General features: G+C 72.8%; 12 protein-coding genes. 6 read left to right on the forward strand and 6 right to left on the reverse strand.

The window, feature by feature from the left end; genetic code table 11:
• Positions 1-221: 221 nt before the first annotated feature.
• The 4 genes from JWQ92_RS11350 to JWQ92_RS11365 are packed head-to-tail and all read left to right on the forward strand — an operon-like array spanning position 222 to position 3340.
• The gene (locus JWQ92_RS11350) at positions 222-770 is read left to right on the forward strand and encodes a R3H domain-containing nucleic acid-binding protein (protein ID WP_297344569.1); all 549 of its coding nucleotides are present in this window, start codon (positions 222-224) and stop codon (positions 768-770) included.
• Entirely contained in the window at positions 767-1396 is a 630-nt protein-coding gene (rsmG, locus tag JWQ92_RS11355) for a 16S rRNA (guanine(527)-N(7))-methyltransferase RsmG (RefSeq protein WP_297344570.1), read from the forward strand. The genes JWQ92_RS11350 and rsmG overlap by 4 nt, the downstream gene beginning before the upstream one ends.
• A 43-nt stretch (positions 1397-1439) precedes the next feature.
• Positions 1440-2357 carry a ParA family protein gene (locus JWQ92_RS11360; protein ID WP_297344571.1) on the forward strand — a complete coding sequence of 306 codons (918 nt, stop codon included), beginning with the start codon at positions 1440-1442 and terminating at the stop codon, positions 2355-2357.
• A 50-nt stretch (positions 2358-2407) separates the two neighbouring features.
• Positions 2408-3340 (forward strand): ParB/RepB/Spo0J family partition protein, encoded by a 933-nt coding sequence (locus JWQ92_RS11365; protein ID WP_297344598.1) that lies wholly within the window; start codon positions 2408-2410, stop codon positions 3338-3340.
• Between the two features lie 95 nt (positions 3341-3435).
• Here JWQ92_RS11365 and JWQ92_RS11370 read toward each other — a convergent pair whose 3' ends face one another.
• The 6 genes from JWQ92_RS11370 to JWQ92_RS11395 form a co-directional block, all read right to left on the reverse strand.
• Positions 3436-4386, reverse strand: coding sequence for a D-alanine--D-alanine ligase (locus JWQ92_RS11370; RefSeq protein WP_297344572.1), 951 nt, complete (start codon positions 4384-4386; stop codon positions 3436-3438).
• A 19-nt stretch (positions 4387-4405) separates the two neighbouring features.
• On the reverse strand, positions 4406-5719 hold the full coding sequence (locus JWQ92_RS11375) for a PLP-dependent aminotransferase family protein (protein WP_297344573.1): 1314 nt from the start codon (positions 5717-5719) through the stop codon (positions 4406-4408).
• A gap of 90 nt (positions 5720-5809) precedes the next feature.
• Positions 5810-6127, reverse strand: coding sequence for a thioredoxin (gene trxA / locus JWQ92_RS11380; protein WP_297344574.1), 318 nt, complete (start codon positions 6125-6127; stop codon positions 5810-5812).
• 54 nt (positions 6128-6181) lie between these two features.
• Positions 6182-7195, reverse strand: coding sequence for a thioredoxin-disulfide reductase (trxB, locus tag JWQ92_RS11385; protein ID WP_297344575.1), 1014 nt, complete (start codon positions 7193-7195; stop codon positions 6182-6184).
• Positions 7196-7257: 62 nt separating this feature from the next.
• Entirely contained in the window at positions 7258-8865 is a 1608-nt protein-coding gene (gene murJ, locus JWQ92_RS11390; protein ID WP_297344576.1) for a murein biosynthesis integral membrane protein MurJ, read from the reverse strand.
• A complete protein-coding gene (locus tag JWQ92_RS11395; RefSeq protein ID WP_297344577.1) occupies positions 8862-10901 on the reverse strand; it encodes a DUF6049 family protein in 2040 nt (679 codons plus the stop codon). Before JWQ92_RS11395 ends, murJ begins: the two co-directional genes overlap by 4 nt.
• Positions 10902-11030: 129 nt before the next feature.
• Between JWQ92_RS11395 and JWQ92_RS11400 the strand changes: the two genes are divergently transcribed.
• Positions 11031-12455: a CCA tRNA nucleotidyltransferase gene (locus JWQ92_RS11400; RefSeq protein WP_297344578.1), complete on the forward strand. Its 1425-nt coding sequence runs from the start codon at positions 11031-11033 to the stop codon at positions 12453-12455.
• 198 nt (positions 12456-12653) lie between these two features.
• Positions 12654-13022, forward strand: coding sequence for a 30S ribosomal protein S6 (gene rpsF, locus JWQ92_RS11405; protein ID WP_297344579.1), 369 nt, complete (start codon positions 12654-12656; stop codon positions 13020-13022).

The raw sequence follows: 13022 nt of genomic DNA on the forward strand, positions 1-13022 counted from the left end.
GAGGCCGCGAAGGCCCGTGAGGCGCGGCTCGCGAAGAGGGCGGCCAGGAAAAAAGACGTCGCCGGCGCCGACGCCGGCGCGACGAGTGAGGCCGAGGTCGTGCCGGCGCCGCGCACGAACACCCAGCGCAGCCAGCCCGTGAGCAAGGCCCGCGCGAAGCGGACAGGGGAGCGACGAGCAGGAGCACGACCGACGAGGGCGCGACCCCGGCGGAGGCCGACGTGGTGCAGGACCTCGAGGAGGCGACCGAGCGCGACGGCGCCGCCGAAGGATCGGCCGATGCGGACGCCGCGTCGGTCGACGGTGGGAACGCGACCGACGACGACGAGTCCATCGACGTCGGCGACCTGGCCGCCGACTACATCGAGGGGCTGCTCGACATCGCGGACCTCGACGGGGACATCGACATCGAGGACGAGCACGGCCGCACCACGCTCGTGGTGAGCGGGGGCGATCTGCGGCTGCTGTCCGGCGCGGAGACCGTCGGCGCCCTCCAGGAGCTCACCCGGCTCGCGGTGCAGACGCGAACCGGCGACTTCGCCCGACTGACGCTCGACATCGGCGGCAGCCGCGACCAGCGCTCGCGGGATCTCGCGACGCTCGTGCAGCGCGCGGCGGACGCGTTCGCGACCGGCGACGACCGATTCCCGCTCGAGCCGATGTCGTCCTACGAACGCAAGCTGGTGCACGACCTCGCCGCCGCCCAGGGCCTCGGCTCGCACTCCGAGGGCGAGGGACCGGGCCGGCACATCGTGCTCACCCCGGCGTGACCGAACCGGTCGAGCCGGAGCCCGAGGTCGCGCAGCGCGTCTTCGGCGCCGGTCTCCCGCTCGTGCGCCGCTACGCGGCGGACCTCGCGCAGCACGGCGTCGAGCTCGGGCTCATCGGCCCGCTCGAACCGGCGCGCCTGTGGACCCGGCACCTGCTGAACTGCGGCCTCGTCGCGCCGCTGATCCCCGAGGGATCGGCGGTGGCCGACGTCGGCAGCGGCGCGGGGCTGCCCGGCCTCGTGCTCGCCGCCGCCCGGCCGGACCTGCGGATGACCCTCATCGAACCGATGGAGCGTCGCGTGGTGTGGCTGCAGGACGAGATCGCCCGGCTCGGCCTCGAGCAGGTCCTCGTCCGCCGCGCCCGCGCCGAGGAGGTCGGCGAGCGGTTCGAGGTCGTGACCGCGCGTGCGGTCGGCGCGCTGAAGAAGCTGCTGCCCGTCGTCGTGCCGCTGGTGCGGCCGGGCGGTTCCATCGCGCTGATGAAGGGAGCCGGCGTCGAGGAGGAGATCCGCGCCGCCGACCGGGTGATCCGGCGGCTCCGACTGAGGGACCTGCGTGTGGAGATCGTCGGAACGGGCATGGCCTCCCTGGAAACGCGGGTCCTCACGGCTACAGTGCCCGATTGACCGTGGCCGCGTCCGGCCCGCTCCCCCACCACCAAGGACCGCTGTGAAACCCAGCTCAGCCCTCGAGGCACGAGGCTCCTCCGGCTTCGACGACTCGACTCCGCTCGCCCGCGAGCTCGCCGACATCACGCGCCGCCGCGCGCGCATCCAGTCGACCGCGCTGCCGAAGCCGAAGGCGACGCGCATCTTCACCGTCGCAAACCAGAAGGGCGGGGTGGGCAAGACGACCACCACGGTGAACCTGGCCGCCGCGCTCGCGAAGTCCGGCATGCGGGTCCTCGCCATCGACCTCGACCCGCAGGGCAACGCATCGACGGCCCTCGGCGTCGAGCACCGCCACGACACGGCCAGCGTCTACGACGTCATCATCGGCGAGACGCCGATGGAGGAGGTCGTCCAGTCGAGCCCCGAGTTCCCGACACTCGACTGCGTTCCCGCGACGATCCACCTCGCGGGCGCCGAGATCGAGCTCGTCTCGCTCGTCGCGCGTGAGCAGCGGCTGCGGACCGCCCTGAAGGCCTACCTCGAGTCGGTCGAGGACCCGTACGACTACGTCTTCATCGACTGCCCGCCGTCGATCGGCCTGCTCACGATCAACGCCTTCGTCGCCGCGACCGAGGTGCTGATCCCGATCCAGTGCGAGTACTACGCGCTCGAGGGCCTGAGCCAGCTGCTGCGGAACATCGATCTCATCGAGAAGCACCTGAACCCGAGCCTCGCCGTGTCGACGATCCTGCTCACGATGTTCGACGGCCGCACCAACCTGGCGAACCAGGTGGCGAACGACGTGCGGGAGCACTTCCCGCAGCAGGTGCTCGGGAGCGTGATCCCGCGGTCCGTCAGGATCTCGGAGGCGCCCAGCTACCAGCAGAGCGTCATCACCTACGACCCGAGCTCGCCCGGCTCGCTCTCCTACCTGGAGGCCGCCGCCGAGATCGCGCGCCGGGGGGCCGCCGCGTGAGCGCGCCCAAGCGGACAGGGCTCGGCCGGGGGATCGGCGCGCTGATCCCGATGAACGAGCACACCGTCGACACGTTCTTCACCCCGGGGATCGGGGGGACGGCCACCGCCACGGCGACCGACGACCTCGTCGCGGTGCCGGGAGCACGGCTCGCGGCACTCGACCCGGACGACATCCGCCCCAACCCGCAGCAGCCGCGCACGGACTTCGACGCGGAGGCGATGGAGGAGCTCGTCCACTCCATCCGCGAGAACGGCGTGCTGCAGCCCATCGTGGTGCGGCCCCTCCCGCCCGGCGAGGACGCCCGCTACGAGCTCGTCATGGGCGAGCGGCGGCTGCGCGCCACGAAGCAGGCGGGCCTGCGGACGATCCCCGCGGTCGTCAAGGACACCGCCGACGAGCAGATGCTGCACGAGGCGCTGCTGGAGAACCTGCACCGCTCCCAGCTGAACCCGCTGGAGGAGGCATCGGCCTACCAGCAGCTGATCGCCGACTTCGGCATCACGCACGAGCAGCTCGGGGCCCGGCTCGGCCGCTCCCGCCCGATGATCACCAACACGGTCCGCCTGCTCCGCCTGCCCGAGCACATCCAGCGGAAGGTCGCCGCCGGCGTGCTGTCCGCCGGGCACGCCCGCGCGGTGCTCTCGGTCGTGGACCCGGAGCTGATGGACCGTCTCGTCGACAAGATCGTCAACGAGGAGCTGAACGTGCGGCAGTCCGAGGCGGCCGCCATCCGCATGGCGGGACCGGGCAAGGCCAAGAAGTCGACCGGCCGGCGCAACGAGCACCTCGACGAGATCGCGGATCGGCTCGGCAGCCGGTTCGACACCCGCGTGCGGGTGAACCTCAACGCGAAGCACGGCCAGATCGTCATCGACTTCGGCTCGGTGGCCGACCTCAACCGCATCCTCGCCGACATCGGCGAGCAGGCGTGGGAAGAGGGCGAGGTCCGCGAGCGGATGCTCGAGCAGCGCAAGTCCTGACGTCTCATCGCGCCGTTCCGGAGAAATCGTGCGACACGCCGACTCGCCGACCGATCGAGCGGCGTGCCGCTCGAAAACTCCGGAAGGGCGCGAGGTCAGGGCTGCGCCAGCGCGAGGCGGGTCAACGCCGCGTAGGCGTCGCCCAGGTCGCGGCCCGTCGACTTGAGCGCCTGCGGCAGCAGGCTCGTCTCGGTGAGGCCGGGCATCACGTTGACCTCGAGGAACCACGGCCGGCCCTCGGCGTCGACGATCATGTCCGAGCGGGACAGGTGCCGCAGACCGAGTGCGGTGTGCGCCAGCACGGCCAGCTCCCCCGCCGCTGCGGCCGCAGCCGCCGGGATGCGGGCCGGGGTGTAGAACCGGGTCGCCCCCGCCGTGTAGCGCTCGTCGAAGCCGTAGACGCCGGAGCGGGGCACGATCTCGACGGCGGGCAGCGCCTGGGCGCCGTCCTCGTGCTCGATCACACCGACGGCGATCTCGGTGCCCGTGACCTTCGCTTCGATGAGCGCCTCGTCGGCGTAGGTGAAGGCGTCCATCATGGCGCGGGGGAGACGGTCGGGCTCCTCGACGACCGTGACGCCCTGGGCGGAACCGCCCCTGGCCGGCTTCACGACGGCGGGCTCGGGGAAGGCCGCCAGGATCGCGTCGATCGCGGCGTGCGCGCCGATCTCCCGGAACACCTCACGGGTGAGCGTGACCGATCGCGGCGTCGCGCCGCCCGCGGTGGCCACGATCCGCTTCGCGGTCGGCTTGTCCCACGCGAGCCGGGTCGCATCGCCGCGCGAGCCGATGTACGGCAGGCCCGCCGCGTCGAGGAGCGACCGGAGCGAGCCGTCCTCCCCGCTCGCGCCGTGCAGCACGGGCCAGATGATGCTCGGCCGCCGCTCGAGCAGGGCGGGCAGCAGGCGCGGATCGGAGTCGAGCATCCGCACGCCGAAGCCGACCCCCGTGAGGGCGTCGGCGACGCGCCTCCCGGAGCGCAGCGACACGTCCCGCTCGTGGGAGATCCCTCCGGAGAGCACCACGACGTCAGCGGTGTCGGCCATGGGCGCGTTCCTTCCTTCGCTACCGGAGGTCCGGTGGCGGACTGGTGACGGCCCTCTCGGGCCTCCGCGGCGCGAGGGTTCCGGTGCCTTCGAAGGCCCGGACGAGCTCGAGCTCGCCGCCGATCACGGACGCGAGCCGCTGGATGCCGATGCGGATGTCCTCCGGCGTCGGATAGCAGAAGGAGAGCCGCATCTGGCCGCCGCCCTGGCCATCGGCGTAGAAGCCGGTGCCGGGCGTGTAGGCCACGAGCTCCCGGACGGCGCGGGGCAGCATCTGCTTCGAGTGCAGCTCGGGCGGCAGCGTCACCCACACGTAGAAGCCGCCGTCGGGCACGGTCCAGGTGAGCTTCGGCAGGTAGGTGCGGAGGGCGTCCAGCATCGCGTCGCGGCGCTCCCGGTAGACGTCGCGGAAGCGGCCGATCTGGCTGCGCCAGTCCACCGTCTCGAAGTACTCGCTGATGAGGTAGTGCGCGAAGCTGCTCGGGGAGAGGATCGCGGACTCGGCCGCGAGCACGAGCTTCTCCCGGATGGCGTGCGGGGCGACCGCCCAGCCGACGCGGAACCCGGGCGCGAACGTCTTCGAGAACGACCCGAGGTAGACGACCCCGTCGGGGTTCAGGGTGTGGAGCGGCGGTGGCGGGGGCGCGTCGAACCAGAGCAGGCCGTACGGGTTGTCCTCGATGATCAGCAGCCCCGCGCGGCGGCAGATGTCGACGATCCGCGGCCGGCGCTCGGCGGACATCGTCACACCGGCCGGGTTGTGGAAGTTCGGCACCGTGTACAGGAACTTGAGCCGCTTGCCGGCCGCGCGCAGCGACGCGATCGTCGCTTCGAGCGCCTCCGGGACGAGCCCCGCGTCGTCGAGCGGCACGTGCACGATCTCGGCCTGGTAGGACCGGAAGACGCCGAGGGCACCGACGTAGCTCGGGCCCTCGGCGATCACGACGTCGCCCGGGTCGAGGAAGAGCTTCGAGACGAGGTCGATCGCCTGCTGCGACCCCGTGGTGGTGACCACGTCGTCCACCGAGGCGCTGACGCCCTCGAGCGCCATGATCTCGAGGATGTGCTCCCGCAGCCTCGGCAGGCCCTGGCCCGACCCGTACTGCAGCGCCGCCGCCGCATCCGTGAGCAGGAGCCGGTCGATCGCCGTGGCGAGCAGCTCCCGCGGAATGGCACGGACGTAGGGCATACCGCCGGCGAGCGAGACGACCTCCGGCCGCGAGGCGACGGCGAAGAGCGCACGCACCTCGCTGACCGACAGGCCGGAGGTGCGGTCCGCGTAGGCGCCGAGCCAGGGGTCGAGGTCGTCGCCCGGCACCTGCAGATCGGTCACGTGCTCGCCAGCCTCCTGCCGCCCGGGCTCCCGGACGGCGTCGAGCCTACGGCAGGCTGCCTGCTCGGCCTCCGCCGAGCGGGGGTGGCGTCAGGCCAGCACGCTCGCGAGGTCGGCCTCGATGGCCGGCTTCGGCTTCGCGCCGATGACGGTCTTCACGACCTCGCCGCCCGAGTAGAGCTTCATGGCCGGGATCGAGGTGACCTGGTACCGCATCGCGGTCTCCGGGTTCTCGTCGACGTTGAGCTTCACGATCTCGATCTTGTCCGCGTGCTCGGCGGCGATCTCCTCGAGCACCGGTGCGACCCGGCGACACGGGCCGCACCAGGCGGCCCAGAAATCCACGAGCACGGGCTTCTCCGCCTGCAGCACGTCCTTCTCGAACGTCGCGTCGGTCACTTCGCGCATCGCGCTTCTTCTCCTTGACTGGTACGGATCGATCGGTTCGGCAGCCTACGCGCGTCAGACCAGCTGGCCGGACGGCGTGAGCGGGGTGCCGGCTGCAGGCGCCTCGCCGGGAGCGGAGTCGCCGAGGGCCTGAGCGAGCAGGTCGGCGGGCAGGTCCGCGAGGTAGTGCTCGGCGTCGAGAGCCGCGACGGTCCCGGACGCGGCGGCGGTGACGGCCTGCCGGTAGGTGGGGTCGAGCACGTCGCCCGCGGCGAAGACGCCGGGGACGGAGGTGCGGGACGAGCGGCCGTCGACGGCGATGGTGCCGGCCGCGGTGAGCTCGAGGACGCCCTCGACCAGCTCGGTGCGCGGGTCGTTCCCGATCGCGATGAACAGCCCGTCGAGCGGCAGCTCGCGGTCGGGCTCGCCCACGGTCGACGTGAGGCGCACGCCGGAGACGAGGTCGCCGCCCAGCACCTCGGCGACCGTCGAGTTCCAGACGAACTCGATCTTCGGGTTCTCGAACGCGCGCTGCTGCATGATCTTGGACGCGCGGAGGCTGTCGCCGCGGTGGATCACGTACACCTTCTCGGCGAAGCGGGTGAGGAACGTCGCCTCCTCCATCGCGGAGTCACCGCCGCCCACGACCGCGATCGTCTTCTGCCGGAAGAAGAAGCCGTCGCACGTCGCGCACCACGAGACGCCGTGGCCCGAGAGCCGGTCCTCGCCGTCGATACCGAGCCGGCGGTACGCCGAACCCGTCGCGACGATCACGGTGAGGGCCTCGAAGGTCTTGCCGCTGCCCGTCCGCACGCGCTTCACGTCGCCCTCGAGCTCGACCTCGACCACGTCGTCGAGGAGGATCTCGGCGCCGAACCTCTTCGCCTGCTCCATCATCCGGTCCATGAGGTCCGGACCGAGCACGCCCTCGGGGAAGCCGGGGTAGTTCTCGACCTCGGTGGTGTTCATCAGCTCGCCGCCCGCCTCGACCGAGCTCGCGATGAGCAGCGGCTTCAGCTCGGCACGCGCGGCGTACAGCGCTGCGGTGTAGCCCGCGGGGCCGGAACCGATGATGAGGACCTGACGCATCGAACTGTCTCCTTCGTGAGCGGCCGAACCACTCTGCCGCTGAAACCTGCCACGTCGGTGCGCTATTCCGCGCGCGCCGGGCGGAACCGGTCGGTGACGAGGCGGATCGCCGTCCCCAGTTCGGGAGCCCTGAGGGCCGCGAGCACGCCCGTGTACACGGCGACCACCACGAGACCGATCAGGACGGTTCCCGAGAACCCGCCCCAGCGGCTCGCGACCGTCCAGCCGCCCGAGAAGCCGCCGGTCACCGTGAGGACGAGCAGTCCCGCGGCCAGGGCGGGAACCCCGGCGACGACGTAGCGGGTGAGCGCGCGACCGAGCTCCGGCCCGACGAACGGCCCGATCCGGCGGCGCAGCAGGCGTGCCGCCACCGCGAACTGCACGACGGTGCCGACGGACACCACCGCGGCGATGCCGGCCGCCGTCCAGCGGTAGGGCAGCAGCGCGCAGAGGAGGGTGCCCGTCACCACCACGACGAGCTGCACGAGGGTGAACCGGAACGGCGTCCGGGTGTCGGCGAGGGCGTAGAAGCAGCGCTGCACCACGAAGAGGGCCGTGAACGGCAGGAGGCCGAGCAGGTAGGCGACGAGCACGAGCGCCATCGCGTGCGCGTCGGCCGGCGACCGGCTGAAGAACGCGGAGAACGGGACCGCCGCGGCCAGGAGCGCGGCGTCCGCCATCACCATCACGAGCAGCACGATGCGCAGGGCCTGCCGCACGTCGTCCCGGAGGGCGCCGTGGTCCCCCGCCGCCGCGTGCTCGCTCATCCGCGGGTAGAAGACGGTGATCAGCGAGACCGTGACGATCGAGTGCGGGAGCATGAAGATCAGCCACGAGTACGACATGACCGTCACGGAGGCGTCGCCACCGCTCGCCGCGGTGGCGATCCGGGTCTCGATGAGGCCGGAGAGCTGGGTGAGCACGAGCATGCCGAAGGTCCAGCCGGCCGCCTTCCCGGTGGCGGACAGGTTCACGCCGCGCCAGCGGAAGTCAGGACGGTAGGTCAGCCCGGCGCGGCGCCACGCGAGGGTCAGCACGAGGGCCTGCGCGGCGATGCCGAGCGTCGCTCCGCCCGCCAGGAGGACGGTCCCTCCCGGCCCGAGCGGCCGGGCGGAGTCGGCGGCGCCGAAGAACACGAGGAACGCCGCGAGGGTCGCGATCGACACCACGTTGTTGAGGACCGGGGCCCACGTGTACGGGCCGAAGGAGCGCCTCGCGTTCAGCACCTCGCCGAGCACGCTGTAGAGGGCGAGGAAGAAGAGCTGGGGGAGGCTCCAGTAGGCGAACGTGATCGCGATCGCGAGCGTCGCCGCCTTCGAGACGAACAGCGGCATCAGCCACGGGGCGGCGGCCGTGACCACCACGGTGACGACGGCGAAGACGAGCACCGCGATGGTGACGAGCTTGTTGACGTACGCCTCGCCGCGATCCTCGCCGCTGCTCGCGCGGATGATCTGCGGCACGAGCACCGCGGTCAGCAGGCCGCCGCCGATGATCGCGTAGATGCTGTTCGGCACGTACGTCGCCGCGTTGTACGCGTCGGGCAGGAAGCCGCGGCTGCCGATCACGTACGACAGCAGGGCGGTGCGCGCGAACCCGAGGACGCGGGACACGATCGTCCCGGACGCGAGGATGGCACTCGCCCTGCCGATGCCGGTGGCGCTGCTCACGGGGTCCCCTTCAGCCGCCGCCGGGCCCGGCGGACGTTGCGGTAGACCCCGGTGCCGAACAGGGCGAGCATCGCGGCGACGAACACGACCGCCCCGACCGCCTCCCATCCGGCGTTCACCGCGATGTCCGCCGTGGCGGGCTTGCCGATGACGTGGCCGTCCTTCGTCCTGATGGTGAAGGTGACGGCGACCTGGCCGTTGCTGATCGACTTCACGGGCAGCTTGGCCTTCGCCCCGCCCTGGGCGGGGATGTCGACCACCTCGGTGCCCTGGATGTGCAGCCGCCCATTGCTCGCGGTGCCGGCCAGAACGACCTCCACGGGCTCGTCGAGCTGGTTGGTGAGGTAGACCGGCAGGCTGCCGCTGCCGCCGACGTAGGTGATCGAGCCGAGGTGGTCGAAGCGCACGTTGCGGACGAAGCGGCGGAGCTGCGAGTCGACCCCGCGCACGGCCTTGCTCCAGCCCCGCTGCGGGGACCGCCACGAGGTCGACATCACCCCGAGCAGGGCGAGCCGCTCCGGCCCGGTGAGCCTGGTCGCGCGGGTCCGGATCGCCGTGCCGAGCTCGCGGACGGCCGCCTCGTCGCGGACCGCGGCCTGGGCCGGCGCCAGCCGCGCCGCCGGCACCGTTCCGGCCCGCAGCCGCACGGCGGTGGGCGACGAGGTGCTGGCGAGGGTCGCCAGCGAGGTGCCGGTGATCCAGCTCTGCCCCGACAGGCTCGCGAGCACGCGGGTCAGCGCCGGTGCGTCGCCGGTGCGCGCCGGTACCGCCAGCACCGACGACGCCTCGTGGGTGAGGGCGACGGTGCCCAGCAGGCCGATCAGCTCCGCGAGAGCCGCGCTCTGCCGCACATCGGATCCCGCCGCCGCCGTCGCGAGCAGGCGGGACGCCGTGGCGTCGGCGATCAGCACCGAGTTCGAGCCGACGCGCGCGTGCGGGCCGCCGGCCACCCGGCGTGCGGTGTCGGCGATGTCGGCGGAGGAGAGGATGGCCACCGGGTAGCCGGACGCCGCGAGGAAGGGGAGGTCGGCGGCGCTGACGCTGCCGGGCACCGGCCATGCCACATCCGTCGACGAGTAGTCCCACTGCAGCAGCGCGGAGTCGCTCGGGGTCGCCGCCGCCGTCGGGGCGGGCGAGGGGGTCGGCGAGCCGGTCGTGGTGGGCCCCGTCGTGGCCCCCGGGACGGCTGCGGCGACCGTGCCGCCGGCGAACGAGGTGGGGGCGAGCACCTTCTGCGCGCCTGCGGCACGCTGCAGCGTCACGTCGCCGTCGGCGTAGGGCAGGCGGATCACCTCGTTGGGCAGCGCGCCCAGCCGGGCGAGCAGGCCCGTCGCGGAGTCGGGCGCGGCGCTGCCGGCGAGTCGGATCGAGGCCTGGACCTCGGGGTCGAGCAGGACCGTCGCCTGGGGATCGGCCTCGGCCGCGTCGACGGCGCGATGCCACTCGCCGCCCGGCTCGGTGAGCGTGGCGAGCTCGCCGGCGGGCACGATGCCGGTCGTGCCCGCCGGAGCGGTGACCGGGACGACCGTGCCGAGGCCCACGCGGCCGCCGAAGCCCTTCGGGATCCGGGTCACCGCCGAGTAGGCGAGGACCGGCGTCGCGCCGACGCGCAGGTCGGCCCCGACGAGGCGGGCACCGGCCGAGCCGTCGATCACGCTGTCCACCACCGCCTTCGAGAGGTGGACGTGCATCCGCGCCGTCGTGCCCGCCGGCACCGACGGCGACCGGGTCGTCGCCACGAGGTAGCCCTGCAGCACCGCTCCGGGGTGCTCGATCTGGTCGGTGAGCGTGCTGACGCCCAGCACCGGCGCCTGCTCGAGCGCGACGTGGATCTCCCCGCCCGCGAGGGTGCCTGTGCCCGGGTTCGTGATCGCGAGGTCGAGGTCGAGCGCCGATCCCGGGGCGAGGACGCCGGCGTTGCGCGGCGCGATCGTCATGGTGGGCGTCGACGTCGCCGCGTGCGCCGGTGCGACGCCGGCCGCGCTCAGCACCGCCGCGACGGCCGCGGCCGTGGCGAGCCGGATCCCGGTCCTCACCTGGCCGAGCCGGACGCGCGCCCCCCGGTCCCCAGCATGGCGGGAAGTCTACGGCGACCCCCCGTTGGGGGCCGGACGGCCCGCCGGGACCCGGATCGCGCGCCGGATGCGGCTCGTAGGCTGGGCGCCATGCATCCGGTCGCCGCCGCCATGCCGCGGCTGGCGGCGCTCGCCGAGCGTCCGGCAGTGCGGCGGGTCGCCGAGGCGTTCGAGGAGGCCGGCCACGAGCTCGCGCTGGTCGGCGGCCCGGTGCGCGACGCGCTGCTCGGCCGCGAGGTCACCGACCTGGATTTCACGACCGATGCGCGACCGGAGGTCGTCGACCGCCTCGTCGGACCGCTCGCCGCCGCGCGCTGGGACGCGGGTCGCGCCTTCGGCACCGTGGCTGCACGCGTGGCCGGGGAGACCGTCGAGATCACGACCTACCGGCGTGACGTCTACGAGCCGTCGTCGCGCAAGCCCGAGGTCGTCTTCGGAGACACCCTCGACGGCGACCTGCGGCGGCGGGATTTCACCGCCAACGCGATCGCCGTCCGGCTGCCCTCGCTCACGATCGTCGATCCGACCGACGGGATCACCGCGATCGGGCAGCGGCGGCTCGTGACCCCGTCGCCCCCGCACGAGTCGTTCGACGAGGATCCGCTGCGGATGATGCGGGCGGCGCGGTTCACGGCGCAACTGGGTTTCACGCTCGACGCCTCGGCGACCGCGGCGATGCGCGACCTGGTCGACCGGATCGAGGTGGTCTCGCAGGAGCGCGTGCGCGACGAGCTGATCAAGCTGCTCGCGACCGACATCGCCCGTCCGGGCCTCGAGCTGCTCGTGGACACCGGCCTCGCGGACCGCGTGCTGCCCGAGCTGCCGGCCCTGCGGCTCACCGTCGACGCGCTGCACCGCCACAAGGACGTGTACCAGCACAGCCTCACCGTGCTCGAGCAGGCGGTCGACCTCGAGCACCAGCGCCTCCCCGGGGCCGTGCCGGACCTGGTCCTCCGGCTGGCCGCGCTGCTGCACGACATCGGCAAGCCGGCGACGCGCCGGTTCGAAGGCGGGCAGGTCACCTTCCACCATCACGACGCGGTCGGCGCCAAGCTCGCCCGCAAGCGGCTGAAGGCGCTCCGCTTCCCCAACGAGCAGGTCGAGCAGGTCGCGACGCTCATCGAGCTCCACCAGCGGTTCTTCGGCTACGGGGAGGCGCAGTGGACGGACTCCGCGGTGCGCCGCTACGTGCGGGACGCCGGCGAGCTGCTCCCCCGGCTGCACATCCTGACCAGGGCCGACGTGACGACGCGCAACCCCCGCAAGGTGCGCCGCCTCGCCTCGGCCTACGACGACCTCGAACGGCGGATCGCCGAGCTGCGGGAGCAGGAGGAGCTCGGAGCGATCCGCCCCGACCTCGACGGGCAGGCGATCATGCGGGAGCTCGACGTGCCGCCGGGACCGGTGGTCGGCGAGGCGTACCGGTTCCTGCTCGAGCTGCGCCTCGACGAGGGCCCGGTCGGCGAGGAGGAGGCCGTCCGCCGGCTGCACGACTGGTGGCGCGCCCGCTCCTGAGCCGTCCCTCCCCCGCCTGCCCTGCCTACCGGCCCGCCCCATCCGCCGTCATCGGCTGAGAGGGATCCGCTCGCCGGGGTTCCGCCGAGCGACTAGGCTGCCGTGGTTGCCCTGACGGCCGTATCGGCCCTGGGCGACGTGTCAGACCCTCCTGCCGCGGAACGACCGCGGCCGTTCATGACCAGAGGAGGTGGGGTAGTGACGCACAAGTACGAGCTCATGGTCATCCTGGACCCGAGCATCGATGAGAGGACCGTCGCGCCCAGTCTGGACCGGTTCCTGGGTGTCATCCGTCAAGACGGTGGCACGGTCGACAAGGTCGACATCTGGGGACGGCGCCGGCTGGCCTACGAGATCGACAAGCACACCGAGGGCATCTACGCGGTGGTCAACCTGACCGCGACCGCGGCGGCCACCCAGGAGCTCGACCGCCAGCTGGGCCTGTCAGAGGCCGTGCTGCGCACCAAGGTGCTCCGCGCCGAGGAGGCCATCGCCCGGGCCGCGGAGGCCGAGGCGATCGCCAAGCGGCCGGCTCGCACGCCGCGTCCCGCCGCGGCGGCGAGGTAG

Source organism: Amnibacterium sp. (assembly GCF_025463795.1).
Classification (GTDB): Bacteria; Actinomycetota; Actinomycetes; order Actinomycetales; family Microbacteriaceae; genus Amnibacterium.